The following is a 25,576-nucleotide window of genomic DNA, read 5'->3' as shown; positions in this document are numbered from 1 at the left end:
CCGGCGACCATGAACGACCGGCGACTGGCCATGAATTCTTCCAATATCGTCATATTCAGATCCCCGATTGGCAGATGGCGCCGACAGCCGGTCAATAGTCCCAGACGGCAGGCACGGCGCGGAACGCGTCGCCCGCCACCGCCACATGGTAGATCGACGGAAAGGGAAGATGCGTCGCGACGAACGCTTCGCGCGTTTCGGCGAACTGGCGCAGGAGATTGATACGAACGCGTGCCGATTCTTCGGGATCATGCTCGAAGCCATTGAACCATTCGGGCTGGTCGAACCCGACCTGGAAGATCGCATCGCCGACGAAGGTCAGCCGGTCATCGCCCGACGCGACGCGGACCATGCAGTGTCCCGGGGTGTGACCGCCGGTAAGCAGCGCGGTGACGCCGGGCGCCACTTGGGCTTCGGTCTCGAAGGTCACGATCTGGTCGCCATATTGCGCCATGAACCGTTTTGCGGCGCCCCGAAGCGCGTCGGGGAAGCCCTGCGGCATGACGGTCTTCGAAAAATCGGGAGCCTTCCAGAATTCGACTTCGGCGGCCGCGACATGGACGCGCAGGTCCGGACGAAAGCGATCGTGCGTGCCGTCGATGATCAGGCCGCCGATATGATCCATATGCATGTGCGTCACCACGACGTCGGTGATCGACGACAGCGCGATACCGGCAGCTTCGAGCCGCTGCACGAGCCGGCCGGCCTTTTCGAGATTGAGGTTGGGGTCCATGCCCAGCCCTGCGTCGACAAGGATGGTCTGGTCGCCGCTGCGCACGACGAGGACATTCAGCGGCCATTCGGCGATTTCATGCGGCAGGAACTGATCGTCGAGCCAGTTGTCGAGGACGTCGGGCGCGACGTTGTGCGCGAGGACATGCGCCGGAATCGGCAGCACGCCGTCGCTGATCACCAGAACGTCGATATCGCCTACCTTCAGCGCGTAACGCGACGGAACCAGCTCGTCGGCAGCGGGTGCCTCCGGTTTCAGAAGGGTGTTGATCGTCATGTAGGTCTCCTCTTTTTTGCGGTTCTTATGGAGACTGGATCGGATGTTTCGGCCGCCACCGATATCGTGCAGCCCGACAGGAGCCGGGATACATATGCAGCAGGCACCCTGTACCTTGGGACAGGGTCGGGCGTCCGGTTCCCTTTCGCTCGCCGGGTTGCTAGGCTTGGTCGTCACGACCCGTGCCAACTCGCCTAGGAACAAATCTTGCGGCACCTCGCCCGGTTCGACCTCAACCTGCTGCGGATTTTCGACGCGATCTTTGCCAAGGGCGGGGTATCGGCGGCGGCGCGGCACCTGAACCTGTCGCAGCCCGCGATCAGCCATGCACTGACCCGGCTGCGCACGCAGTTCGACGATCCGCTGTTCGTGCGGCAGGGCAACCGGCTGGTCCCGACGTCGGCCGCGCGCGCCATCGCCGGTCCGGTGCGCGAGGCGCTGCGCGGGCTCGACGTCGCGCTCGACGCCGCGGCCGCCTTCGACCCCGCAGCCTCGACGCGCGAGTTCCGCATCGGCGTCCGGCTGTCGGGCGAGATGCCGCGTTTTTCTCCGCTCGTGTCGCGGGTGCGCGCCGAGGCGCCGAACGTCGCGCTCGCCAGCGTGACCTTCCGCCGCCGCGATCTGGTGTCGATGCTGGCGAACGGCGATCTCGACCTCGCGCTCGATGTCGCGCTGCCCGCCGACGAGCGGATGTGCCGCCATTACCTCGGGACCGAACCGCTCGTCGTGATCGCGCGCAAGGGCCATCCCCGCGTCGCGGGATCGATCGACCTCGACACCTATCTGGCGCTCGACCACATCATCGCGACGGCGCGGCCCTATGGTCCCGGTGTCGAGGACATGGCGCTCGACCGCATGGGGCTGGCGCGGCGCGTCGCCGTACGCTGCCAGCACGCGATCACCGCCTGGCAGATCGTCGCAACGTCCGACATGCTGTTCGCGCTACCCCGGTCGCACGCGGCAGTGCTCGATGCGATTTGGCCGATGCAGCTTGTCGACCTGCCGTTGCCGATCGAGTCCGGCGGCAATTATCTTTACTGGCATCAGGCGGCGCAGGCCGATCCCGGGCTCGGCTGGCTACGCGCGATCATCATCGACGAGCTGACCAAGGCGGCCTAGTCATTCGTGAGGTGAATATAGATTATTCGATCCTATCATTTTCCTTGATAGGTCGATGCCGCTAGCGTTCCGGTGAAAATCATCGGAGAGCCAAATGACCGAAATCGAACTCCAAGCCGAACTCAATGACCTCAGAATGTCGAAGGAAGCGCAGCCGCTGTTCGATGCGGTGAAGCGCCACATCGCGGAAAATGTCGACCCGATCACCGAGGAGTTTTTCCGCCTCGGCGAAGGTCGCGCCGACCGCTGGAGCTGGGCGCCGGGACAGCTCGAACTGCTCGAGGGCGCGAAGAACAAGGCGAAGGCCGCCGGCCTCTGGAACTTCTTCCTGCCACATGGCGACACCGGGACGCCGCTCAGCAATCTCGACTATGCCTATATCGCCGCCGAGCTGGGCAAATCGCCGCTCGCCTCGGAATCGCTGAACTGCTCGGCGCCCGATACCGGGAATATGGAAGTGCTCGAAATGGTCGGCACGCCCGAGCAGAAGGAGCGCTGGCTGAAGCCCCTCCTCAACGGCGAAATCCGTTCGGCCTATGTGATGACCGAACCCGGCGTCGCCTCGTCCGACGCGAGCAACCTTGAAACCAGCGCGGTGCTCGACGGCGATGAATGGGTCATCAACGGCGAGAAATATTTCATCAGCGGCGCGGGCGACCCGCGCTGCAAGATCCTCATCTGCATGCTCAAGACCAATCCCGAAGCCTCGCGCAAGGGGCAGCATTCGCAGATCCTCGTGCCGATGGACACGCCGGGCGTACAGGTGCTCGGCCCGATGCGCGTGTTCGGCGCCGACCACGCGCCGCAGGGCCATATGCACATGCGGTTCGACAATGTCCGCGTGCCGCGCGAGAATATCCTGCTCGGCGAGGGACGCGGATTCGAGATTTCGCAGATGCGCCTCGGGCCGGGCCGCATCCACCATTGCATGCGCACGATCGGCAAGGCCGAGGTCGCGCTCGACCTGATGGTGAAGCGCGGCAATTCGCGCACCGCCTTTGGCCGGCCGCTGTCGCAGCTCGGCAAGAATCTCGAAGTCATCGCGCGCGCGCGGGTCGAGATCGAGGCGATGCGCCTGATCGTACTCAAGGCCGCGAAGGCGATGGACCTGCTCGGCAATCGCGAGGCTCGCGTCTGGGTGAGCATGGCAAAGGCAATGGTCCCCGAACGCGCCTGCCAGATCATCGACCAGGCGATCCAGATTCACGGTGCGACGGGCATCTCGCACTGGACGCCGCTCGCCGAGCTTTACGCCGACGTGCGCCACCTGCGCTTCGCCGACGGGCCGGACGAGGTCCATTATATGGTGGTCGGCCGCGACGAACTCGCACGCCACTGATCGTGCGGGCGGTGGTCACCCACCGCCGCCCGGACATCCGACGATCTTATCCCGGAAGAATGTGATCCTCGGCGAGAGCGAGCGCCCCGAGCAGGCCGGTATTTTCGCCGAGCGCGGGCGCCACGATGATCTCCCCGGGTGTCCCCGCGAAATAGCCTGCCGCCGCCTTGGCGGCCTCCGCCCGAACGCGATCGAGCAAGCCGGGCGTCCCCAGCACGCCGCCGCCAAGGACGATGCGCGCGGGTTCGAGGATAGCCTGGAAAGTCTGCGCAGCCTGCGCGAGATACCAGGCGATGATCTCGTGCCCGATATGATCGGCGGACAGGTCCGACAGCGAAACGCCCCAGCGCGCGATGATCGACGGGCCCGCGGCCAGCCCTTCGAGACAGTCGCCGTGGAAGGGGCAATGGCCCGCAAAACCGGTATCGGCGGGGTGGCGCGGCATGCGAATATGGCCCATTTCGGGGTGGCTGAGGCCGTGAACAAGGCGCCCGCCCACGACCGCGCCGCCGCCGACGCCGGTACCGACGGTGAGATAGAGCGTCGAATTCGTCCCCTGCCCCGCGCCCCATTTCCATTCGGCGAGCGCGGCACCATTGACGTCGGTATCGATTGCGACGGGGCAGCCAAAGGCGCGCGCGAAGGGACCGGCGATGTCGGCGTCGCTCCAGTACGGCTTGGTCGTGCGAGTGATATGGCCCCATTTGGGCGACGCGCGATCGAGATCGAGGGGCCCAAAGCTGGCAATACCCACCGCGGCATAGTCGCCGCCCTGCGCGCGCAGCCAATCGATCGCAGCGGGGATCGTTTCGTCGGGACGCGTCGTGTCGATGCGGGTCCGCGTGTAAATTTGCCGCGCAGGGTCGCCCACACCCACGATGAACTTGGTCCCGCCCGCCTCGATCAACGCGATCCTGTCACTCATATCCCATCCCTTGTGCCCGCCTTGCAAGCCGGACACGCCACGCAGGCGCGTTCGACCATGATCGGCGGCTTGTTACCGTCGGGGGTGCGATAGCGCGCTTCGATAGGGGCTGCCACCGCTTCCGCAGCTGCGGTTGCAGATCAGCGTGCGACGACGCCCGCCCAATCGAGGTCGAAGCGCGCCAGATATTTGCGCAGCCGGTCGGCATCGTTGGTCGACTTGCGTTCCTCGCGCGATGCCGCGAAGAGTGACCGGCCCGCCGCGGAGAGGCTGCCGTGCTGCCGGCAGACAGCGACGACATAGGCAAGCTGCACCCGATCGAACGGATCGATCGTCCGAAGCCGGCTTTCGGGCAACAGATCGTCGAGTACATCGCCGCGCGCCTCGCCGGGCGACCATAGCGATTGCAGCCTGCCGGTTTCGAATGCGACCGCGCCGGAATCGATCCGCCCCGCCGGACTGAGCGTCGCCATGCGCGTGACACTCGCCGCCAGATCGCGAAAATTGCCCCTCCAGAGGGCGGAGGGGCTTTCGGCGAAAGCCAGATATTTTTCGCGCGCTTCCTTGTTGAAGGTGACGCGTGCTCCTTCGCGCTCGGCGAAACGCTCCAGTTCGTAATCGAGGTTGGGGGCGATATCCTCGCGACGCTGCGCGAGCCCCGGCAGGCTGAATGTCCAGAGGTTGAGCCGCGCGAACAAATCCTCGCGGAAGCGCCCGGCATCGACCGCGCCCACCAGATCGCGATTGGTGCCGGCGATCAGCTGGAATTCGCTACGCGCCTCGCTGTCGGCGCCGACGGGAAGAAAACGCCCTTCCTCGATCGCGCGCAGGATCATCGCCTGTTCGTCGAGACCGAGTTCGCCGATCTCGTCGAGGAAGAGCAGCCCCTTGTCGGCCGATTTGAGCAGGCCCGGACGATCCTGCGCCGCGCCGGTGAAAGCACCCTTGCGGTGTCCGAACAGCGCCGACATCGCGCTGTCGCCCTTCAGCGTCGCGCAATTGACCTCGACGAACGGGCCGGCAATCTGATGCCGCAGCTTTTTGAGCTCATAGATTTTGCGTGCCAGCTGGCTCTTGCCCGCACCGGTCGGGCCCATCAGCAGGATCGGTGCGCGGCTGCGCACCGCGACCTGCTCGATCTCGTCGATCATCCGGTTAAAGGCAGCGTTCTGCGTCTCGATCCCGCTTTTCAGAAAGCTCGCACTCTCGGCGCTCGCTTCGGCAAAGCGCGTCGCGATGCTGTCGTAACGCGACAGGTCGAGATCGATGACATTCCACGTACCGGTCGGCTGCGGCGCGCCGCGTCGCGGTTGCGTCTGCAGCAAGCGTCCGGGCAGGTAGCGCGCCTCCGTAAGCAGGAAGAGACAGATTTGCGCGACGTGCGTCCCCGTGGTGATGTGGACGAGATAATCCTGATTGTCGGGATCGAACGGGAAGCTCCGCGCGAAATCGAGCAGCTTTCCATATACTTCCTCGAAATCCCAGGGATCGTCGAAGTCGAGCAGTTGCGGCACCACCTCGGTTTCGGGCGAGACGTCGCGGATATCGTCCATGACATAGTCGGCGAGCCTGCGGTGGTAGCTGCCATGGAGCAGGACGAAGCGGTCGACGCGCAAATCTTCCTGCATGCAGATGCTGACCGTCGGCCGCCACTTGTTCCAACGCGACGGGCCGAACTTGGCGGCATCGAGCGTCGAGCCGAGGAATCCGATGACGGTTACGGGCTTCATGGGGAATTTATACTACAGGATAAACTACGATACAATATAATCGTACTTTCTCCTTGCCCTAGCCAAGCGAGAATTGGCCACCCCATTTTTATACATTTAAAAACAATGTCTTGATGAAAGTCCACCGATCGCTTTTTCGATTGGCACGCCTCCTGCAATTCTGTCGGCGTCGGGGCTCACGTCCCCCGGCACAAGTGGAACGAAGGGGCGGCCGGAATAGGCTGGCCGCCCCCGAGGGTCCGGCAAGAGATTTCGAAGGAGTTGGACGATGGCCAACAAGAACCTGTTTTCCACGGCGCTCGCACGCTTCCTGCCGCAGACCGATGCGGTGAACGACGCCGGCGGCGCAGCCTATGCCTATGGCCCCGAAGCGAAGCTCGCACAGCTTGCCGCGACCGGCACGCTGTCGGACGGCTTTTATTCGGGCGCCGATGCGCAGCTCGCCGACGTTCTGGCGGCGGCTCAGGCCGTGTCGCCCGATTTCGTCGCCAAGGCCGCGATCTATGCCCGCAAGGCGGGCGCGATGAAGGATATGCCGGCGTTGCTCGCCGCATATCTCACCGTCGCCGATCCCGACCTCGCAGTGCGCGTCTTCGGCCGCGTGATCGACAACGGCCGCATGCTGCGCAACTTCGTGCAGATCATGCGTTCGGGCCAGGTCGGCCGCCGTTCGCTCGGCTCGCGTCCCAAGCGGCTCGTCCGCGAATGGCTGGAACAGGCCTCGATACCGCAGCTCATGGCCGCGGCGACGGGCAAGGATCCCAGCCTCGCCGATATCGTCCGTATGGTCCACCCGGCGCCGGCTTCGGCCGAGCGGCGCGCCTTCTATGGCTGGCTGATCGGCAAGCCCTATGATGTCGCGGCGTTGCCCGCGGAGATCGCGGCGTTCGAGGCCTGGAAGCGCGACCCCAAGGGCGCGTTGCCCCCGGTGCCGTTCGAATGGCTGACCGCCTTTCCGCTGACCGCCGAGAATTGGGCGGAGCTTTCCGGCCGGATCGGCTGGCAGGCGCTGCGCATGAACCTGAACACGCTGGCGCGTAATGGTGCGTTCGATGTGAAGGGGGTCACCGACACGGTCGCGGCGCGACTGTCCGATGCCGATACGATCGCCCGGGTTCGCCCGGCGCCGTATCAGCTGATGGTCGCGATGGGTCAGGTCGGCGAGGCGGTTCCGCTTCGCGTTCAGGCCGCGCTCGAAGAGGCGCTGGAGCTGTCGCTCGCGACAGTCCCGGTGCTGGCGGGCAAGGTCGTGGTCTGTCCGGACGTTTCGGGCTCGATGAGCTGGGCGGCGACCGGATACCGCAAGGGCGCGACCTCGGCGGTCCGCTGCATCGACATCGCGGCGCTCGTCGCGGCGGCGGTGCTGCGTACCAACCGGCAGGCGCGGGTGATGCCCTTCGATGTCGACGTCGTCGACATGGCGCTCGATCCCAAGGCACGCGTCGCGGTCAACGCGGCACGGCTGGCGGCGATCGGCGGCGGCGGCACCAATGTCTCGGCTCCGCTCGCGCGGCTCAACCGCGAACGGGCGGAAGTCGATACGGTGGTGATCGTGTCCGACAACGAAAGCTGGATCGATCCCTCGCGCCACGGCGCCACGGCGACGATGAACGAATGGAAGAAGCTGAAGGCCCGGAACCCGGGCGCGAAGCTGATCTGCATCGACATCCAGCCCTATGGCACCACGCAAGCGCGTGACCGGAAGGACATCATGAATGTCGGTGGCTTCACCGACGCGGTCTTCGACGCGATGGCTCGCTTCGCTTCCGGCGAAACGCGCGACTGGGTCGAGATCGTCAACGAAACGGAGGTATGAAAATGGGTCACGGCGAATGCCGGGAAGGACTACATTGGTAATGTGGCGGTCGCGGGTTCGAATCCCGCTCGTCCGGCAACGGACGGTAGCTCAGCCGGGTAGAGCACCAGCCTTAGGGCAAGTCTTTTCCAATCCTCGTCGCCGTGACCCGTCACAAAATCTCGAAAGATATCGCAGCGAATGCCGGTGGGACTACATCCTCCAACGATATAGGTCCGACGAGTAAAGCGCCTTGGCCCCCGAAAGGGACCGGGGAGATGCGGGTTCGAATCCCGCCGCAGGAACGTAGCTTAAGGACCGCCGTCTCGCCATGTCTCGTCGCTGCGAGACACTTTCATGCCGGCGGATGCCGGTGGGACTACATCGGAAACGTCTCACCAACCCCTCGCCGCCGGCACCCATTTCAGGCTGGCAAATGCCGGCGGGACTACATCGGTCAGGCCGAAAGGCCCGCGGTTCGACTCCGCACCGGAGAAATCCGGATGTCTCGCCACACACTCGTTGCCAGCACCCGAAACATGTCGGCGAATGCCGGCGGGACTACAGGGTCAGAGCGTCCGCTTCATTGCGGAAGGTCGGCGGTTCAAGTCCGCCCCCGGCATGCCGGAGTAGCTCAGGAAAAATGTCTCGCCACGCCTCGTCGCCGGCACCATGAAGAACAGGAAGAAGGAGGTCAGCCATGACCCGGACGAGCTATGAAGTGATGAATGTCGAGGGCGGACGCCCGGTCAAGATGTGGACGCGCGGCGTGCCCGTCGAGGACATGGCGCGCGCGCAGTTGACCAAGGCGGCAAAAATGCCGTTCGTGTTCAAGCATGTCGCGGCGATGCCCGACGTCCATGTCGGCATCGGCGCCACCGTCGGATCGGTGATCCCGACCAAGGGCGCGGTGATCCCGGCCGCGGTCGGCGTCGACATCGGCTGCGGCATGATGGCCGCGCGCACGACGCTGATGGCGCACGACCTGCCCGACAACCTCGAGGGCATCCGCAGCGCGATCGAGGCGGCGGTTCCGCACGGCCGGTCGGTCGGACGCGGCCAGCGCGATCATGGTTCGTGGGGCGATCCCCCGGCGGCGATCGTCGACGCCTGGGCGACGCTCGCCGAACGCTTCGGACGCATCGTCGCCAAGCATCCGCGGCTGAAGAACACCAACAACCTGACGCATCTGGGCACGCTCGGAACGGGAAACCATTTCATCGAGCTGTGCCTGGATACGGAAGGCCGGGTGTGGGTGATGCTGCATTCGGGATCGCGCGGCGTCGGCAACGCGATCGGTACCTACTTCATCGAACTGGCGAAGAAGGACATGCGCAAATGGTTCATCAACCTGCCCGACGAAGATCTGGCGTACTTCCCGGAAGGGACCGATCATTTCGACGATTATGTCGAGGCGGTCGGCTGGGCGCAGGACTTTGCGGCACTGAACCGGCGCATGATGATGGCGAACGTCATCGCCGCGATCCGGCTCCAGATCGCCAAGCCCTTCGAGGCCGAGGCCGAAGCGGTGAACTGCCATCACAATTATGTGACGCGCGAGAACCATTTCGGCGAGAATGTGCTCGTCACCCGCAAGGGTGCCGTGCGCGCAGCGAAGGGCACGATGGGGATCATCCCGGGTTCGATGGGCGCAAAATCGTTCATCGTGCGCGGGCTGGGCAACGCCGAAAGCTTCGATAGCTGCAGCCATGGCGCGGGCCGCGTCATGAGCCGCACCGCGGCGAAAAAGCTCGTCACGCTCGACGAGCATATCGCCGACACCGCGGGCGTCGAATGCCGCAAGGACGAAGGCGTCATCGACGAAACGCCGAAGGCATACAAGCCGATCGAGGCGGTGATGGCGGCGCAGGCCGACCTCGTCGAAATCGTCCATACGCTGAAGCAGGTGGTGTGCGTGAAGGGGTGATCCCCTTCACGCCGCCATCCAAAGGGGGACATCATGCACGACCGGGTCGCCGAATGGCGGCAGGAGGGCCGGATATTCGTCTGGCGCTATCCGAAACGCAGCAAGCACGCGGGCGAATGGCATTTCACCGGCGACCCGGCGGGTTGCCGTTCGATCTGCGACCTTATCGACCGGATGGGCGGCGAAAGCGCGTGTCATCGGACCTTGAAGATCGCGCCGGTGACGGCGGCGATCGCCACTGTTCCGAACTTCGGCGAACCCAAGGCGGATCGGTTCGCGACGATGCGGGTCGCGTTCGAGCCCGATGCTGGCGATCTGTCGATGGAGGCGGACGGCGACAAGCTGATCCTGACCTTCGGGAACAAGCGGCTTCACACCCTGCGCGCGGCTTTTGCCGAAGTGGAGGTCGGCATCGGCGATTTCGGCGTAGCGACGTCGGACGATCGCAAGGAAAAAGGCTGGTGGTTCTGGTGGATGCCTTGATCTGCCGGACGTTATGAACAGAAGTTGGAAGAAGATGAGCATCGAACCCGCCATCCGGCACGAAATCGAAACCCGCCTGTCCGCCGTCGAGGCGGACGATGGCGTGCGCCTGCTGCTCGCGATCGAATCGGGATCGCGCGCGTGGGGTTTCCCCTCGCCCGACAGCGATTACGACGTGCGCTTCCTCTACGTCCGGCCGCGCCGCGACTATCTGGCGCTGAGCCCGGTGCGCGACGTGATCGAGCGCGAGATCGTCGACGAGATCGACCTCAATGGGTGGGACATCCGCAAGGCGCTGGGGCTGATGCTGCGCAACAATTCGGTGCTGTCCGAATGGGTCGAATCGCCCATCCACTATCGCGCTGCGCACCCGGTCATCGCGCGCATGGCGGAGCTCAAGGACCGGCATTTCGACCCCAACGGCTTTGCGCTGCACTATGCCAAGCTCGGGCGCACGTCGGTCGCACGCTGGTTACAGGACGCGCAGGAAGTTTCGGTGAAGCGCTATTTCTATGCGCTGCGCCCCGCGCTTGCGATCCGCGTGCTGCGGCGCGATCCCTCGCGCCGGCCGCCGATGCAGTTGCAGCGGCTGATGGTCGAAGCGGACTTGCCGCCCTCGGCCAGCGAAGAGATCGAGCGGCTGGTCGCGTTGAAGGCGGACACGCGCGAGGCGGGACCGATCGCGCGTGTGCCCGAAATCGATGCGCTGATCGCCGACGAACTGGGGCGTGCGGGTGAAGTGCCCGCGCGTCCGCCGAGCGCCGCCTTTGCCGCCGAGGCGAACGCGCTGTTTCTGGATCTGGTAGTAGAAGAAGAATGATGATCATCATCGACGGATCGGAAGGCGAAGGCGGCGGGCAGGTGCTGCGCTACGCGTGTGCGCTGGCGCTCATGACCGGGCAGCCCTTCACGATCGAAAATATCCGCGGCGGACGCGAGAAGCCGGGGCTCATGCGCCAGCATGTGACCGCGATCGAGGCCGCGTGCGTGATCGGCGGCGCCGAATGCTCGGGGCTGGCCGTGGGGTCGAACAGCATCGGCTTCCGCCCCGGGCGCGTCACGCCCGGCGACTATCACTTCGCCGTCGGCACCGCAGGGAGCACCGGGCTCGTCCTCCAGACGATCCTCGTGCCGCTGATGACCGCCGACGCGCCGTCGCGACTGGTGATCGAAGGCGGGACGCACGCGATGGCGGCGCCGCCGTTCGACTTTATCGAGCGCACGCTGCTGCCTGTCCTTCGCCGCATGGGACCGACGGTTTCGGCGCGGCTTGTCCGCCACGGCTTTTTCCCGCGCGGTGGCGGGCGGATCGAGGTCGATATCGTGCCTGCACCGCTTCGCCCGGTCGAATGTATCGAGCGCGGCGCGCGGCGCGGCGTGTCGGTGACCGCCATCGTTGCGGGCATTCCCTTCGACGTCGCCGAACGCGAACTCAAGACCGCGCGAAAGACGCTGCCCGAATGGCCCGAAGAGGCCTTTGTCACGCGGCAGGTCCCGGCCGAGCAGGGTCCGGGCAACGCGTTGCTGGTCGAAGCCGAATTCGAGCATGTCACCGAGATCATATCGGGCTTCGGCAAGCTCGGCCTTCCCGCCGAGCGGCTTGCGCAAACCGCGGCCAAGCGCATGGCGGGCTATCTCGCGAGCGATGCGTTCGCGGGCCCCTATCTGCAGGACCAGCTGTTGCTGCCGATGGCGTTCGCGCGCGGCGGCGCGTTCACGACGGTCAAGCCGAGCGAGCATATGCGGACCGCGGCCGGCCTGATCGAACGCTTCACCGACACGCGGTTCCGCGTGTCGGACCGCGACGACGGCCGTCATCTGGTCGAAGTGATCGCCTGATTTGCCGCGGCGGGGGCCTTGCAGCGCAGCAAGGCCCCCGCCTTCTTCGATTCATCTTGGCGTGCGGCTCCTTAGCGGCCTAAGCATGTTCGCGACCAAGGAGATGTGAACGCCGATGTCCGACGCCCGACAAGAAAGCCATCCCGAAATCCGCGAAGCCGTCCGCCGCCTGTGCGCCGGCTTCCCGGGCGAATATTGGCAGGCGCTCGACCGCGACCGCATCTATCCGACCGAATTCGTCCGCACGCTGACCGACGCGGGCTTCCTGTCGGTGCTGATCCCCGAAGCCTATGGCGGGTCGGGCCTCGGCCTCGGCGCCGCAACCGCGGTGCTCGAGGAAATCCACCGGTCGGGCTGCAACGGCGGCGCGTGCCATGCGCAGATGTACACGATGGGCACGCTGCTCAAGCACGGGTCCGAAGCGCAGAAACAGGCCTATCTGCCCGCGATTGCCAGCGGCGAACTGCGGCTGCAGGCGTTCGGGGTCACCGAACCGACCGCGGGAACCGACACCACGCGCATCCGCACTTTCGCCAAGCGGGTCGGCGACAAATATATCGTCAACGGCCAGAAGATCTGGATCAGCCGCGCGGAACATTCGGACCTGATGGTCCTGCTCTGCCGCACCACCCCGCGCGAGGAGTGCGCCAAATCGTCCGACGGGATGAGCGTTCTGCTCGTCGACATGCGCGAGGCTCAGGGCAAGGGGCTGACGATCCGGCCGGTGCGGACGATGCTCAACCATGCGACGACCGAGCTTTTCTTCGACGATCTCGAAGTCCCCGCCGCGAACCTGATCGGCGAAGAGGGCAAGGGTTTTCGCTACATCCTCTCGGGCATGAACGCCGAACGTATCCTGATCGCGTCCGAATGCATCGGCGACGGCCGCTTCTTCGTCGACCGCGCATCGGCCTATGCCAAGGAGCGCGAAGTGTTCGGCCGCCCGATCGGCGAAAATCAGGGCGTCCAGTTTCCGATCGCGCGCGCGTGGGTCCAGATCGCCGCCGCCGCCGAGATGGTCGACAAGGCGGCGCGCCTGTTCGACGCGGGCGCCGATTGCGGTACCGAGGCCAATATCGCGAAGATGCTCGCGTCCGAGGCGAGCTGGTACGCCGCCGACATGTGCATCCAGACCCACGGCGGTTTCGGCTTTGCCGAGGAATATGACATCGAGCGCAAATTCCGCGAGACGCGGCTCTATCAGGTCGCGCCGATCAGCACCAATTTGATCCTGAGCCACGTCGCGACGCACGCGCTTGGCCTACCCAAAAGCTTCTGAGGCCGGAATGGACGACTATTCCGAATGGGTCGGCCGCAGCGAAACGCGCACCGATATCGCCGCTCCCGCGCCGCTTGCCGGTCTGGCTGCGCTGCTCGACCATGATGTTTCGCCTTGGGCGCCGGGCACGGTCCCGCCGCTCGGCCACTGGCTCTATTTCCTGCCCGATGCGCGCCAGTCGGTGATCGGTGCCGACGGCCATCCGCGCCGCGACGGGCACGGCCTGCTCCCCCCCACCCCGCTGCCGCGGCGGATGTGGGCGGGAAGCCGCGTCGAATTCCTGTCGCCGATCGCGGTCGGCGCGGCGCTGACGCGCATCACCACGATCGCCGCGATCAAGCCCAAGCGCGGCGCAAGCGGCGACCTCCTGTTCGTCACGCTGCGCCACGACATCGCCGCTGACGGTGTCCCCGCGATCCGCGAGGAGCAGGACATCGTGTTTCGTGAAGCCGCAACCGGGCCTGCGACGCCGCCGCCGCCCGTCGCGCCGGCCGAACCCGAACCCGCCGACGCCGTCCGCAGTATTACGCCCGATCCGGTGCTGCTGTTCCGCTATTCGGCGCTCACCTTCAATGCGCACCGGATTCATTACGACCGCGACTATGCCCGCGATGTCGAAGGCTATGCCGGGCTTGTCGTCCATGGCCCGCTTATCGCGACGCTGCTGATGGATCACGCCGTCCGCGCAGGCTTTGCGCCGCGCCGCTTCGCCTTCCGCGCCGAAGCTCCGCTGATCGACGGCGCGCCCTTCGAGCTGTGCCTCGCGCGCCAGGACGACGGCGCTCGCCTGTGGGCGCGCGATGCGGCGGGACGCGCGACGGTGCGCGCAGAGGTCGATCTCTGACCCCCAAAGCGCTCGGGGGACATGCCTGCCTTGCCAAAACGGGAGTTTGGTGCACCCGGCGGGATTCGAACCCACGGCCCCCAGATTAGGAATCTGATGCTCTATCCTGCTGAGCTACGGGTGCGCCGCGGTTCGTGTAGCGGCGGGGGACGCAAAGCGTCAATCGGGGTAGTCAATTAACTGCGGCACAGGCCCGCGCTTGGCAGCTTCTGTCGAACGGGCACGATTCTCGCGCCGCGCCAGTTCTTCATATCGGCAAAGCGGAACAGGTTCCGGGGCCGCAGACTTCGCCGCGCGGCTTTCGTCGCGGCGGTCAGTTGATCGCATCGGGCGGGGCGATCGGCACGAGCAATGGCATCGCGGCGATCCCGTCGTCGCGCAATCCCTGCGCTTCCTCGGGCGACGCCTGCCCATGGATCAGGTCCTCGGTCACGCGGCCTTCGTGCATCGCGCGCGCCGCGTCGGCAAAATCGCGGCCGACCCAGCGCGACTGCGGCAGCATCTCCGCTTGCTTGACAGCAATCTCGGCGATCACCTTGCGCACCAGATCCGGCGAGGGTTCGCCATTCACCGGCGCTCCCGTCGACTTTACGGCGACCGCAGGCATCTGGTTCGACTTGGCGCCGACGCGCGGCGCCATCGCCGCTTTGCGAACCGCGCTATCGCCGCAAACCGGACAGGCGATCAGCCCCCGCGCCTGTTGCTCGGAAAAGCTGTCGCCGCTCGCGAACCAGGCTTCGAACCGGTGGTCGCCGGCGGCACAACAAAGGTCGAAAACGATCAACTCAACCCAATCCGAGCAAAGGATCGAGGCCACCGCGCGCGTCGAGCGCCGCCATATCGTCGCTGCCGCCGATGTGCCTGTCGTCGATGAAAATCTGCGGGACGGTCCGCGCACCGCCGGCGCGTTCGACCATCGCGTCGAACCCCGCGCGGTCCATCGTCACGTCGATTTCCCGATATTCTACCCCCTTGCGGTCGAGCAGCGCCTTCGCCCGCGTACAATAGGGGCAGAGGAATTTGGTGAAAACTTCAATCTTGGCCATCTGGCTATCCTGTCATCGCTTGGTCCATCATATCGGAATCCAACGAAGCAAAGTCAAATATGTTGCCCGCCAGCAGCGCGTCGGGAACGACCCGCGCCCACGTCAGCGCAGAGACTCGCGCGGCGCCGCTGCGCCGTAAAGCCCGCGCCGCCGCGCGCAGGGTGGCACCGCTGGCATGGACATCGTCGATCAGTACCAGATTCCGGCCCGCCGTGCGCGATTTCGCGCCCGGTGCGAGCGCGAACGCGCCGCCGACGATGCGTTCGCGTTCCTTTCGCCCCTTGCCGCGCAGCGACGCGGTCGCCCGCGTCCGCAACAGCAGGTGATGATCTCGCGGGGCGCCCGTAATCCGCGCCAGCTCGTCGGCTACCAGTGCCGCCTGGTTGAACCCGCGCGACCAGAGCCGCCAGCGATGCAGCGGGACCGGCACCAGCAACATGTCCCCCGGCGCGCCCAGTGCCGCGAGCTGCCTTGCCATCAGCCGGGCCATCAACCGGGCATGCCCGGTCCGCCGCCCATATTTGAGCCGCAACGCGACGGTCCGCGCCACCGCGCCATAGGCGACGGCGGCGGGCGCTCCATCGAACGGCGGCGGGCTGGCGAGACAGGCCCCACACGCCATCGGCGAGCCGGGTAGCGCCGACGGCAACGGGATCGAGCAAGAAGCGCAGGCAGGACCGTCGAGGAAATCGAGCGACGACCAGCATTGCAAGCAGAATTGCCGATCCTCGCCGACGATCAGGCCGCAGCCCGGACAGCGCGGCGGCAGCGCATAGTCGACGACCGCGCGCACTGCACCGCGAATGCCGCGAAGCAACGCCCCCGCCGCCCCTACTTTTTCTTCGGCTTCCCCCATCGCCATCGCCATCCGATGCTTGTGAAGCATCGCCGGGGGCGGCACAAGCGGCGCATGTCGCAGCCTCCCCGCCCGCTTTTCTCCCCCGCCCGCCACGGCGCCCAGCGCGATCGCATGGCGCGCCTTCCCGCATCGGTGAATTTCCTTGCGCCGATCATCGCCGAAACCTTGCTCGACCGGCTCGCGATGGTGACGCGCGAGTTTCCCCGCACCCTGCTCATCGGCGCGCATGACGCGGTGCTTGCCGACAATCTGCGCAGCACCGGCACCCGATTGACGATCATCGAGGCCGGCCCGCGGCTCGCGGCCGCGAGCGGCGCGACGGCCGTGGAGGCCGACGCCATCGACCTGCCCCTTGCCAGTTTCGACCTTATCGTCTGGCCCGGCGGACTCGACGGCATCAACGACGTGCCTGGCGCGCTCGTGCGCCTTCGCGCGTTGCTGGCGCCCGACGGCCTGCTTCTCGGCACCTTCGTCGGCGACGGTAGTCTGCCCAGATTGCGCCGCGCGGTCATGGCCGAAGGGGTGCGGCCGATCGCCCGCCTGCATCCGCAGATCGATCTCGCGGCGATGGGGAACCTGCTCCAGCGCGTCGGCTTTGCCCTGCCCGTCGTGGACGTCGAGGCACTGACCGTGCGTTATGCCGACTGGTTCGCGCTCGTCCGCGACCTGCGTGCCACCGGGCTGGCCAGCCGGCTCGCGCCCGCGCCGCCGTCCCTGACTCGCGAAGAGGTCGCGCGCATCGCGGTCGCCTTCGGTGCGCAGGCAGACCCCGACGGCCGCACCGCCGAAAGTTTTCGCCTCGTCCATTTCAGCGGCTGGGCACCGCATCCCGACCAGCCGCAACCCGCCCGCCGCGGCAGCGGGACAGCATCGCTTGCCGATGCGTTGAAACCGAAAAGCTAGATCAACGCCTCGAGCAGCCCGATCAGCGGCTTGTCGGCGGGCGGCATGGCGAGTCCGTGCAGTTCAATGGGGCGCACCCAGCGTAGCGCGGTGGCATGCTGTGCGACCGGGGTTCCGCGCCACTTGCGGCACACATAGAGCAGCAGCAGCAGATGGCGGTCGCCGAGCATGTCGCTGGCAAAACAGGCAGGCGCGAGACAGGCATGGTCGACGTCGATCGCCAGTTCCTCGCCCAGTTCGCGGATCAGCGCCGTCTCGGGCGTCTCGCCCGCCTCGAGCTTGCCGCCCGGGAACTCCCACAGCCCCGCCATCGGCAGGCCCTCGGGGCGCTGCTGCACAAGCAATCGCCCATCGCGATCGACGAGCGCCGCGGCGACGACGACCAAGCTATTTTTTGGCGGTTTTCCGGGGCTGGACACGGACAAATTGTTAACCTTCCTATGCGAATATGGGAACCCTCGGGAACTATAAATTCAGTCAGGGGTGGAACAATGCGCAACATTTACAGGCTGATGCGGTCGACCAGGGCCGCCACAGCCGTCGAATATGGGCTGATACTGGCCCTCGTCTTTCTGGCGGCTGTTACCGCTGTCGGCAATGTGGCGAATTCGACTGGCGGCATGTGGAACGACGTTTCGAACGCAGCCCAGCAGAATATGTAGCACGGGCGCCGGCGTCCCTTTTTTGGACAAACGACCCCTCGCAACTTCCTCGGCACATTAAGATTTTCAAAACCTATTCGTCCTAGAACCGCAGATGTTGACCCAGACCAGACCGTCAACAGGGTAAGTGAAATCAGGAGACCAGTCATGAAGTTCATCAAGAAATTCGCTCGCGACACCAAGGCCGCGACCGCCATCGAATACGGCCTGATCGCCGCTCTCATCGCCGTTGCCGGTATCACCGCGATGGGCGCCGTCGGCAACAGCGTCAGCAACACCTTCAACAAGGTTGACACCGAACTGAAGAAGTAAGCTTCTGACGTTCGGTCCGCTTCGGCGGCCCGACCAAAAAGAAAGGGCGGTGGCTTTGTCACCGCCCTTTTTTTGTCCGCGCGCGGCTATCGGCTGGCGTAGACGACGATCTTGACCCGCTGCCCCGGCGTCAGCCGGCTCGACGCGGTCAGACGATTGAGCACCTGGAAACGTTCGGCCTGATAATCGCTATAGGCCATGCGCCGCGCAAGGCTCGCCATCGTGTCGCCGCGTCCCACCGTTACCACATCGATCCGCCGCGGCTTGATTGCCGCCGCTTCGGCCGTGCTCAGGCGCCGGACGCTGTTGAACATCGAATTGAACACGCCGCCACCGCCCGCCTTGGTCAGCGTGACGAAGTGGAATGCGCTGCTTCGCGAAAATTCATAAGCAAAGACGGTGACGTCGACCTGCCCCGACTGGCTGTTAACCCGCGCGGTCGAATAGGAGGCCGGGATGCCGTTCACCGTCGTCCGCTGGATAGCGCCGGGGCTGATCGAGGCGTTACCCGCGACCGCCTTGAACGCTGCGGCGATATAGGCGTTCATGTCGCCGCTGTAGGCGCCGGTCGTAAATTGCGCCTGCCCGCCGTTGCCGCTGACCAAGACTGCGGTCGCTCCATTTTGCATCCCGTAACCGTTCGGGACGGTGAAGCGCAGCCTGAGATCGGGGTGAAGGAAATCGCGCCCCTCGACCACACCCTGCGCCGGATCGTCGCCATAGAGCACGCCGTCGACCGACGCGAAAAAGGCGTCGGCGTTGCGGTTGCCGCCGCTGCCGCCGACGCGGCTTGCCAGCGTCTGCGCATTGCGCACGCGCGATGCGGGGTCGGGGTGCGTGCTCGCCCATTCGGGCAGCGAGCGCGCATCGCCGCCGGCCAGCCGCGCATCGAGGCTCGTTTGCGCGGCGAGACTGGCGAGCATCGTCGAGAGCGCGAGCGGATCATAGCCGGCGCTACGCAGATACTGGACGCCGAGCTGGTCGGCCTGCAATTCCTGGCTGCGCGAAAAGCCGAGCGTCGCAAGCTGCGCGACGCGCATCGAATTATTCTGGAGCAGGCCGCCAAGTCCGCCGAGCAGGCCGCCATTGTCGCCGATCGCGCCGCCGAGTACCGCGCCGAGCACGCCGAGGATCTGGTTGCGCGTCGCAGCCGACTGGCGCTTCTTGCTGTGCTGCGCGGCGACATGGCCGACTTCGTGCCCGAGCACACCCGCCAGTTCGGCCTCGTCGTTCATCAGCGCCATCAGCTGGCGCGTGACATAGACGTAGCCGCCGGGGATCGCGAAGGCGTTGTTCACCGGCGAATTGAGCAGGGTCACGGTGAAATCGCTCGGGCTGCGCGACAGACCCGACTGGACCGCGATATTCTGCCCGATGCGGTTCACATAGGACGCCTGCGGCCCGCTGTACGCGCCGCCGAATTCCTGGAGCAATTGCGGATGCGCCTCGTCGCCCTGCTTGCGTTCGGCCGCCGAGATGTTGGTCTGCGTCTTGATCGCCTTCAGCTGCGCATCGGCCGCGCCGGTAAAGGCGATGCCGCCCATCGCCAAGGCCGCCGCCAGCGTCTTCCCGGTCTTCCAGCTCATCCCGTGCCTCCCACTCGATAATTCGCTCAGGAATATTCCCGTCGCGCGACAAGACAAGCCGCCTGATGGACCGCGGCCTGTCGATTCTGGAAAAATAACGCCATGACCCGTGATCGGGTTCCGACCGGAACGCCGCTAAGCGCGCCCCATCGCGAGGAATTTTTCCTCGCGCGCGGCGAGCAGCGTGTCGCGCGGCAGGCCCGAAAGCGCACCCAGTTCCTGATCGATCGCATCGCCGAGCGCGGCGATGGCGACGTCGGGCGCCCGGTGCGCGCCGCCGACGGGTTCGGGAACGATGCGGTCGATGACCTTGAGCCCGAGCAGGTCCTGCGCCGACATCTTCATCGCCGCCGCCGCATCGGCCGCCTTGTCCGACGTGCGCCACAGGATCGACGCGCAACCTTCGGGCGAAATGACCGAATAGACGGCATGTTCGAACATCAGCACACGATTGGCGGCGGCAAGCGCGATCGCGCCGCCCGAACCGCCCTCGCCGACCACCGCAGCGACCATCGGCACGCCCAGCGCAAGGCATTGTTCGGTCGAGCGGGCGATCGCTTCGGCTTGCCCGCGCTCTTCGGCCTGGATGCCCGGAAAGGCGCCCGAGGTGTCGACCAGCGTGACGACCGGCAAACCGAACCGGTCGGCGAGCTGCATCAGGCGGATCGCCTTGCGATAGCCCTCGGGCTTCGCCATCCCGAAATTATGCTTCATGCGCGACGGGATATCGTCGCCCTTTTCGTGACCGATCACCATGACGCGACGGCCGCGGAAACGCGCAAGCCCGCCGAGAATGGCCTGATCGTCGGCAAAATTGCGGTCACCGGCCAGCGGCATCCAGTCGTCGAACAGCCCCGCGACATAATGTTTGAAATGCGGTCGATCGGGGTGGCGCGCAACCTGCGTCTTTTGCCAGGGCGTCAATTTGGAATAGATTTCACGCAGCAATTTCGAGGACTTATCCTCCAATCGCGCGATGTCGTTGTCGATATTGAGCGTGGGGTCGTCCCCCATCTCGCGCAATTCGGCAATCTGGCGATCGAGCGCCGCGACCTGTTTTTCGAAGTCCAGAAAGGCTGTCATGGGGGACGTCGCTAGGCCGATGGAGCCTTGAGGTCAACGTCCTCCATCCGCGCCAGCGGATGGCGCCGGTTGACCAGTTCGACCAGCCGGCGGCTATCGACATGAGTGTAGATTTCGGTCGTCGCGATATCGGCGTGGCCGAGCATCAGTTGCAGCGCACGCAGATCGGCGCCGCCTTCGAGCAGATGGGTGGCAAAGGCGTGGCGCAGGACATGCGGGCTGATCGCGGTCGGGTCGATGCCGGCGCGCGCCGCCAGATCGCGCAACATCTGGAACAGGCGCACGCGCGAGATATGCGCCTTGCCCGACGGAAACAGCCAGGGCGACCCGCTGACAAGCAGCGGCAGCCAACGATCGAACGCATCGCGCGCACGATCCGACAGGGGCACCAACCGTTCCTTGTCGCCCTTGCCGCGGACGATCAGATATTCGCGCTCGCCGGCCACGGAGCGGCGCGGCAGCGAGACGAGCTCGCTCGCGCGCAGGCCCGAACCATAGAGAAGTTCGAGCAGCAGCAGCATGCGTATCGCATTCGCCGGCGGCGCGTCGCCGGCCGCTTCCTCGCCCGCCTGCTCGAACAATCGTTCGACGTCGGCGTGCGTCAGGATGCGCGGCAGCGGGCGCCGCGTCGCCGGGCGCGCAATGTCGAGCGCGGGATTGTCGGACCGCTCGCCTTCGTCGAGCAGAAAAGCAAAGAACTGGCGCAGCGCCGACAATTTTCGCGCGGCGCTGCTTGCCGCGAGCGACTGGTAATCGGCCATCAGCTTGCGAAGATCGGCGGCGCTGGCGTCGGCAAGCGGGCCCTTCACCCATTCGGCCGCCTGATCGAGATCGCGGCGATAGGCGGCGAGCGTGTTGCGCGATGCACCGCGCTCGGCCGCCATCATCTCCAGAAAGCGGCCGATCAGCGCGCCGTCAGACATCGTCGAAAGCGGCGCCGGCCCACTCCCCCTCCCGGCCTCCCCAACGATAGTAGCCTGTGGGAGGCCGGGAGAGGGAGTGGGCCGGCGCCGCATCTTTCAATCGATTTTCAGACACGCACCAGCGCTTCGGCGGCGATCATCCGCGCTTCGGACGGCAACCCGACTTCGCGCAGCGCCCGGACGATATAATAGAGATGATAGGGCGGCACTTTCGACCATTCGCCCTGCATCCCCGCCGCGGCGAGCAGCGCGACCATGCCCGGTTCGCGCCGTTCGGCCGCCGCCATGATCGCCCGCGACCAGCGCGTCTGCTTGCCGAGGTCGACGTCGAGGTCGCTCGCAGCCGATGCGGCAGCGCCGGCATCGATCCGCCCGAGCCCGGCAAGGCCCGCGAGCAGGAATTTCGAGCGCAGCGTGTCGGCGCTGTCGTCGTCGCCCGCGAACTGGCCCACTGCTCCCGCAGTCGTGCCGTTCAGCGGCCGCGGCGAACCGACCGCGAGCACGCCCCATGCGCGGCTGCCGACCGAAACCGTCGGGACCCAGGCGATCGCATTTTCGTCATAACCGCCGGCGAGCATCGACCCGAGCAATTGCCAGGGATCGCCGCCGACTTCGGTGCTGGCCGGCAGGGCAGCGGCGGCGCGCGCCGTCGCGACCATCGCGGCATAGCGCTGCGTCGGCGTCGAACCGGCGCTCCACAGCCCTTCCATAGCGGCGTAGCGATCGGTGCCGTTCGCAAGGCGAAAAGCACCGCGAAGCGCGCCGGTCTGGTTTGCGAGCGCCTCGGCGGGCTCTTCCTCGCTCGCCGCCGCGCTCAGCAGCGACACATAAGCCTCGCTCGACAGCACCCCGCGCGCCGCGGCTTCGGGTGCGGCGGCAACGCGGTTCGCCATGTCGGTCATCGGCGCGAGCACCGTCCAGCCCTTCATATAGGCGGGAGCCGAGGCGCGCAGCGCGTCGGGAACCGGAATGGCCGTTGCCGTTGCCATGCCGAAACGCCAGCTGGTCAGCCGGTCGATATTATCCCACTCGATCGTCGTCGACCGGCGGCCGCCGCCCGTTGCGCCCAGCACGCGCTCGGCAAGCAGGATGTCGAAATTGGAAATCTTGCCGCTCGACCGCACGCGGCCGATCGCCCAACCCGCCGGTCCCGCCTCGCCCGACAGCCCCGAACAAATGGCGGCCGACAGACGCCACGCCTGTTCGTCGCCATGCGCGAGGCCGGCCGGAACATAGGGGCACATGCCCGCGGGGTCGGCATTGGCAAGATAGGTCTGCTGTGCCGCGGCGACCAGACGCGGACTGGCGCGGTCGTAATCGACCGACTGGACGATCCAGCGCGCGGTCGTCGATTCGCCCATGCGGAGCAGAAGCGAGGCGCGTTCGGCGGCAAGGTCGGCGCCGTTGATCGTGTCGGGCGTATCGATCGCCGAGGCGAGCGCGCGGCGGAGCAGGATCTGCGCCCAGCGCGATGCGAGCTGGCCGTTGGTGCGGCGCATGATCGCCGCGGCATATTGGCCGCGGACACCGAAGGCGTCCGGCGCGAGCCCGCCCGTTTCGGGGGTCAGCGGCCCGATGCGCGTCAGCAGGCGGCGCGCGCCGGGCGGCAGGTCATATTTGAGGCCGCCGGACTCGACCTCTTCGCCTTCCTCGGCGTCCTCGCCCTCTTCGGCGCTCGCGCTCGTCGTCGTGCTGCTCAGCGTCGGAGCGACCGGCGGCGGCGTCGCGCCATTCTTCGGCGTCGGGCCGGGCGTCGGGGTCGCGGTCGGCGACGGCGTGGGCGCCGGGCGCGGCGCAGGGGTGTCGGCGGGATTGCCGAAGCCTTCGGGCAGCAGCGATTCCTGTGCAAGCGCGGGAAGGACCAATACTGCGGCCAGCGCCGTACCCGACAGGCCCAACGCCAGCGATAATGTCGCCTTACTCATTGCGCATCTCTTTTGGGTGGCACGCTTTCGGCAATCTTGTCGGTCACATCCACCTCAATCATTCGCGGCTCGATCGGCCGGCCCAGGAACAGCAGGAACAGGAAAAAAGCCACCAGCACCAACGTCAGCACGACCAATCGTGCGATCCACCGGCCTTTTCCCGATCTGCTCTTCGCGCGCAATATCCAATGCCTGTCGTTCGTCTCATGACGCAGGTGCAGCAAAATCATTGTCCCGCGCGTCCCGGTCGGTATAGCCGCGCGCACCATGTCGCGAAACCCGAAAAGCCCGGCACCCAAAACCTCTGGTGCCATCCCCGCGTCGATCCGCGACCGGTCGATCGTGCTCGTCGGGTTGATGGGGTCAGGAAAATCGACGATCGGCCGCCGCCTCGCCCAGCGGCTCGGCATGCGCTTCGCCGATGCCGACGACGAGATCGAGCGCGCCGCCGACATGACGATATCCGATATTTTCGCGCGTTTCGGCGAAGCGCATTTCCGCGATGGCGAGCGCCGCGTGATCGCGCGGCTGCTGGCCGGAAAGCCAATGGTCCTCGCCACGGGCGGCGGCGCCTTCATCAATGACGAGACCCGCAAGCTGATCCTCGACGACAGTCTTTGCATCTGGCTCGACGCCGATATCCCGACGCTCGTCGAACGCGTCGGCCGCCGCAGCCACCGCCCGCTCCTCAAGGACCGCGACCCGGGCGAAGTGCTTCGCGAACTCGCGGCGGTCCGCAACCCCATCTATGCCGAGGCGCATCTGCGCGTCAGCTCGGCTAGCACGCCGCACGACCATACGGTGCGTGCGATTCTGGAGGCCCTCTCAAAGTGGGGAGATCCGCAATGGAAAAGCTGACCGTAGAGCTCGGCAGCCGCAGCTATCCGATCCTGATCGGCGACGGACTGCTCGAAGAGGTCGGCCGCCATCTCGCGCCGTTGCTCAAGCGTCCGCGCACGATGATCGTCACCGACAGCCATGTCGCCGACCATTATTTGCGGCGCGTTGGAACCGCGCTCGGCAACGAAGGCATTTCCTTCTCTTCGTTCGTCCTCGAACCCGGCGAAGGTACGAAAAGCTGGGCCGGGCTCGCCCGGCTCACCGAATGGCTCGTTGGCGAAGGCGTCGAACGCAGCGACCATGTCATCGCGCTCGGCGGCGGCGTCATCGGCGACCTCGTCGGTTTCGCCTGTTCGATCGTCAAGCGCGGCTGCAATTTCGTCCAGGTGCCCACGACCTTGCTCGCGCAGGTCGACAGCAGCGTCGGCGGCAAGACCGCGATCAACGTGCCCGCCGGCAAGAATCTCATCGGCGCCTTCCACCAGCCCGCGCTCGTCCTCATCGATCCAACGACGCTCGCAACGCTGCCGCGCCGCGAGCTTGGCGCGGGCTATGCCGAAGTCGTCAAATATGGCCTGATCGACGACGCCGGCTTTTTCGCCTGGTGCGAAGATCATGGTGCGGCGCTGCTCGCGGGCGACAGCGCGGCACGGCACAAGGCGATTGCCCATAGCGTATCGGCGAAGGCGCGCATCGTCGCCGCCGACGAGCGCGAGACGCAGGATATTCGCGCCCTGCTCAACCTCGGCCACAGCTTCGGCCACGCGCTCGAAGCCGAAACGGGCTATTCGGACCGGCTGCTCCACGGCGAGGCGGTCGCCGCGGGCATGGTGCTCGCGCATCAATTTTCCGCGGCGAACGGCCTCTGCCCGGCCGAGGACGCCGCACGCGTTCGCACGCACCTCGCCAGCGTCGACCTGCCGCACAGCCTCGCCAGCGCGGGCATCAACAGCGACGGCGCGACGCTCGCGGCGCATATGGCGCACGACAAGAAGGTCCGCGGCGGCAAGCTGCCGCTGATCCTGACGCGCGGGATCGGGCAGAGTTTCGTGACCGAGGATTATGGTCTCGATGCGGTCGCGGCCTTTCTCGATCGCTAGCCGGCCGGGATGGCCGGCCCTTTCCTCCGCCTCCGCTTTGCGCTAGCC

At 66.1% G+C, this 25,576-nt stretch carries 26 protein-coding genes and 3 tRNA genes; 16 read left to right on the top strand and 13 right to left on the bottom strand.

Annotated elements, in window-relative coordinates:
* Positions 1-91: 91 nt before the first annotated feature.
* Complete coding sequence (locus tag VGU00_RS11810; protein ID WP_327468699.1) at positions 92-1,009, bottom strand: MBL fold metallo-hydrolase; 918 nt, start codon at positions 1,007-1,009, stop codon at positions 92-94.
* A gap of 207 nt (positions 1,010-1,216) precedes the next feature.
* Between VGU00_RS11810 and VGU00_RS11805 the strand changes: the two genes are divergently transcribed.
* Together VGU00_RS11805 and VGU00_RS11800 are read left to right on the top strand one after the other, a co-directional pair.
* Complete coding sequence (locus tag VGU00_RS11805; RefSeq protein ID WP_327468697.1) at positions 1,217-2,128, top strand: LysR family transcriptional regulator; 912 nt, start codon at positions 1,217-1,219, stop codon at positions 2,126-2,128.
* 94 nt (positions 2,129-2,222) lie between these two features.
* Positions 2,223-3,467, top strand: coding sequence for an acyl-CoA dehydrogenase family protein (locus VGU00_RS11800; RefSeq protein ID WP_327468695.1), 1,245 nt, complete (start codon positions 2,223-2,225; stop codon positions 3,465-3,467).
* Positions 3,468-3,513: 46 nt separating this feature from the next.
* Here the strand turns inward: VGU00_RS11800 and VGU00_RS11795 are convergent, their stop codons facing one another.
* Complete coding sequence (locus tag VGU00_RS11795) at positions 3,514-4,392, bottom strand: ROK family protein (RefSeq protein ID WP_327468693.1); 879 nt, start codon at positions 4,390-4,392, stop codon at positions 3,514-3,516.
* A 140-nt stretch (positions 4,393-4,532) separates the two neighbouring features.
* On the bottom strand, positions 4,533-6,122 hold the full coding sequence (gene rtcR / locus VGU00_RS11790; protein ID WP_327468691.1) for an RNA repair transcriptional activator RtcR: 1,590 nt from the start codon (positions 6,120-6,122) through the stop codon (positions 4,533-4,535).
* A gap of 268 nt (positions 6,123-6,390) precedes the next feature.
* Here rtcR and VGU00_RS11785 point away from each other — a divergent pair, with 268 nt between their 5' ends.
* From VGU00_RS11785 to VGU00_RS11745, 9 genes are all read left to right on the top strand, one after another.
* Positions 6,391-7,938 carry an RNA-binding protein gene (locus tag VGU00_RS11785; RefSeq protein WP_327468689.1) on the top strand — a complete coding sequence of 516 codons (1,548 nt, stop codon included), beginning with the start codon at positions 6,391-6,393 and terminating at the stop codon, positions 7,936-7,938.
* An 11-nt stretch (positions 7,939-7,949) separates the two neighbouring features.
* Positions 7,950-8,013, top strand: a tRNA-Thr gene (locus VGU00_RS11780).
* Positions 8,014-8,467: 454 nt separating this feature from the next.
* Positions 8,468-8,540: transfer RNA gene (locus VGU00_RS11775), tRNA-OTHER, on the top strand.
* Between the two features lie 77 nt (positions 8,541-8,617).
* Entirely contained in the window at positions 8,618-9,844 is a 1,227-nt protein-coding gene (locus VGU00_RS11770) for an RtcB family protein (protein WP_327468687.1), read from the top strand.
* Between the two features lie 33 nt (positions 9,845-9,877).
* Positions 9,878-10,327: a hypothetical protein gene (locus tag VGU00_RS11765; protein ID WP_327468685.1), complete on the top strand. Its 450-nt coding sequence runs from the start codon at positions 9,878-9,880 to the stop codon at positions 10,325-10,327.
* A gap of 34 nt (positions 10,328-10,361) precedes the next feature.
* Entirely contained in the window at positions 10,362-11,147 is a 786-nt protein-coding gene (locus tag VGU00_RS11760) for a nucleotidyltransferase domain-containing protein (RefSeq protein ID WP_327468683.1), read from the top strand.
* On the top strand, positions 11,144-12,166 hold the full coding sequence (gene rtcA, locus VGU00_RS11755; RefSeq protein ID WP_327468681.1) for an RNA 3'-terminal phosphate cyclase: 1,023 nt from the start codon (positions 11,144-11,146) through the stop codon (positions 12,164-12,166). The genes VGU00_RS11760 and rtcA overlap by 4 nt, the downstream gene beginning before the upstream one ends.
* Before the next feature lie 115 nt (positions 12,167-12,281).
* Entirely contained in the window at positions 12,282-13,445 is a 1,164-nt protein-coding gene (locus VGU00_RS11750; protein ID WP_327468679.1) for an acyl-CoA dehydrogenase family protein, read from the top strand.
* A gap of 7 nt (positions 13,446-13,452) precedes the next feature.
* A complete protein-coding gene (locus VGU00_RS11745) occupies positions 13,453-14,289 on the top strand; it encodes an FAS1-like dehydratase domain-containing protein (RefSeq protein ID WP_327468678.1) in 837 nt (278 codons plus the stop codon).
* 47 nt (positions 14,290-14,336) lie between these two features.
* Here VGU00_RS11745 and VGU00_RS11740 read toward each other — a convergent pair.
* The 4 genes from VGU00_RS11740 to VGU00_RS11725 form a co-directional block, all read right to left on the bottom strand.
* Positions 14,337-14,413: transfer RNA gene (locus VGU00_RS11740), tRNA-Arg, on the bottom strand.
* A 189-nt stretch (positions 14,414-14,602) separates the two neighbouring features.
* Positions 14,603-15,073 carry a DUF1178 family protein gene (locus VGU00_RS11735; RefSeq protein ID WP_327468676.1) on the bottom strand — a complete coding sequence of 157 codons (471 nt, stop codon included), beginning with the start codon at positions 15,071-15,073 and terminating at the stop codon, positions 14,603-14,605.
* 1 nt (position 15,074) lies between these two features.
* Positions 15,075-15,335: a glutaredoxin 3 gene (gene grxC / locus VGU00_RS11730; protein ID WP_327468674.1), complete on the bottom strand. Its 261-nt coding sequence runs from the start codon at positions 15,333-15,335 to the stop codon at positions 15,075-15,077.
* Positions 15,336-15,339: 4 nt separating this feature from the next.
* A complete protein-coding gene (locus tag VGU00_RS11725; RefSeq protein ID WP_327469821.1) occupies positions 15,340-16,191 on the bottom strand; it encodes a ComF family protein in 852 nt (283 codons plus the stop codon).
* 114 nt (positions 16,192-16,305) lie between these two features.
* Between VGU00_RS11725 and VGU00_RS11720 the strand changes: the two genes are divergently transcribed.
* The gene (locus VGU00_RS11720) at positions 16,306-17,097 is read left to right on the top strand and encodes a methyltransferase domain-containing protein (protein WP_327468672.1); all 792 of its coding nucleotides are present in this window, start codon (positions 16,306-16,308) and stop codon (positions 17,095-17,097) included.
* On the opposite strand, the gene VGU00_RS11715 is transcribed toward VGU00_RS11720, so the two are convergent.
* Positions 17,094-17,483, bottom strand: coding sequence for a (deoxy)nucleoside triphosphate pyrophosphohydrolase (locus VGU00_RS11715; protein ID WP_327468670.1), 390 nt, complete (start codon positions 17,481-17,483; stop codon positions 17,094-17,096). The genes VGU00_RS11720 and VGU00_RS11715 overlap by 4 nt on opposite strands.
* 126 nt (positions 17,484-17,609) lie before the next feature.
* Between VGU00_RS11715 and VGU00_RS11710 the strand changes: the two genes are divergently transcribed.
* Together VGU00_RS11710 and VGU00_RS11705 are read left to right on the top strand one after the other, a co-directional pair.
* Positions 17,610-17,759 (top strand): Flp family type IVb pilin, encoded by a 150-nt coding sequence (locus tag VGU00_RS11710; RefSeq protein ID WP_327468668.1) that lies wholly within the window; start codon positions 17,610-17,612, stop codon positions 17,757-17,759.
* A 147-nt stretch (positions 17,760-17,906) separates the two neighbouring features.
* Positions 17,907-18,071 (top strand): Flp family type IVb pilin, encoded by a 165-nt coding sequence (locus VGU00_RS11705; RefSeq protein ID WP_327468666.1) that lies wholly within the window; start codon positions 17,907-17,909, stop codon positions 18,069-18,071.
* An 86-nt stretch (positions 18,072-18,157) separates the two neighbouring features.
* Here the strand turns inward: VGU00_RS11705 and VGU00_RS11700 are convergent, their stop codons facing one another.
* The 5 genes from VGU00_RS11700 to VGU00_RS11680 all read right to left on the bottom strand — a co-directional run bounded on the left by VGU00_RS11700 (position 18,158) and on the right by VGU00_RS11680 (position 23,998).
* On the bottom strand, positions 18,158-19,657 hold the full coding sequence (locus VGU00_RS11700) for a M48 family metalloprotease (protein ID WP_414713529.1): 1,500 nt from the start codon (positions 19,655-19,657) through the stop codon (positions 18,158-18,160).
* A gap of 135 nt (positions 19,658-19,792) precedes the next feature.
* Positions 19,793-20,740 (bottom strand): acetyl-CoA carboxylase carboxyltransferase subunit alpha, encoded by a 948-nt coding sequence (locus tag VGU00_RS11695; protein WP_327468664.1) that lies wholly within the window; start codon positions 20,738-20,740, stop codon positions 19,793-19,795.
* Between the two features lie 11 nt (positions 20,741-20,751).
* Positions 20,752-21,663 (bottom strand): tyrosine recombinase, encoded by a 912-nt coding sequence (locus VGU00_RS11690; protein ID WP_327468662.1) that lies wholly within the window; start codon positions 21,661-21,663, stop codon positions 20,752-20,754.
* A 107-nt stretch (positions 21,664-21,770) separates the two neighbouring features.
* Positions 21,771-23,588: a hypothetical protein gene (locus tag VGU00_RS11685; protein WP_327468660.1), complete on the bottom strand. Its 1,818-nt coding sequence runs from the start codon at positions 23,586-23,588 to the stop codon at positions 21,771-21,773.
* Positions 23,585-23,998: a hypothetical protein gene (locus tag VGU00_RS11680; RefSeq protein WP_327469863.1), complete on the bottom strand. Its 414-nt coding sequence runs from the start codon at positions 23,996-23,998 to the stop codon at positions 23,585-23,587. Before VGU00_RS11680 ends, VGU00_RS11685 begins: the two co-directional genes overlap by 4 nt.
* Between VGU00_RS11680 and VGU00_RS11675 the strand changes: the two genes are divergently transcribed.
* Positions 23,931-24,446 carry a shikimate kinase gene (locus VGU00_RS11675; RefSeq protein ID WP_327469817.1) on the top strand — a complete coding sequence of 172 codons (516 nt, stop codon included), beginning with the start codon at positions 23,931-23,933 and terminating at the stop codon, positions 24,444-24,446. The genes VGU00_RS11680 and VGU00_RS11675 overlap by 68 nt on opposite strands.
* Complete coding sequence (gene aroB / locus VGU00_RS11670; protein ID WP_327468658.1) at positions 24,434-25,528, top strand: 3-dehydroquinate synthase; 1,095 nt, start codon at positions 24,434-24,436, stop codon at positions 25,526-25,528. Before VGU00_RS11675 ends, aroB begins: the two co-directional genes overlap by 13 nt.
* Positions 25,529-25,576 lie beyond the last annotated feature (48 nt).

The sequence above is a fragment of the Sphingopyxis sp. genome (assembly GCF_035944815.1).
Classification (GTDB): domain Bacteria; phylum Pseudomonadota; class Alphaproteobacteria; order Sphingomonadales; family Sphingomonadaceae; genus Sphingopyxis.
The sequence above is the reverse complement of the archived record's forward strand: the minus strand, read 5'-3'. Positions and strand labels throughout refer to the sequence as shown.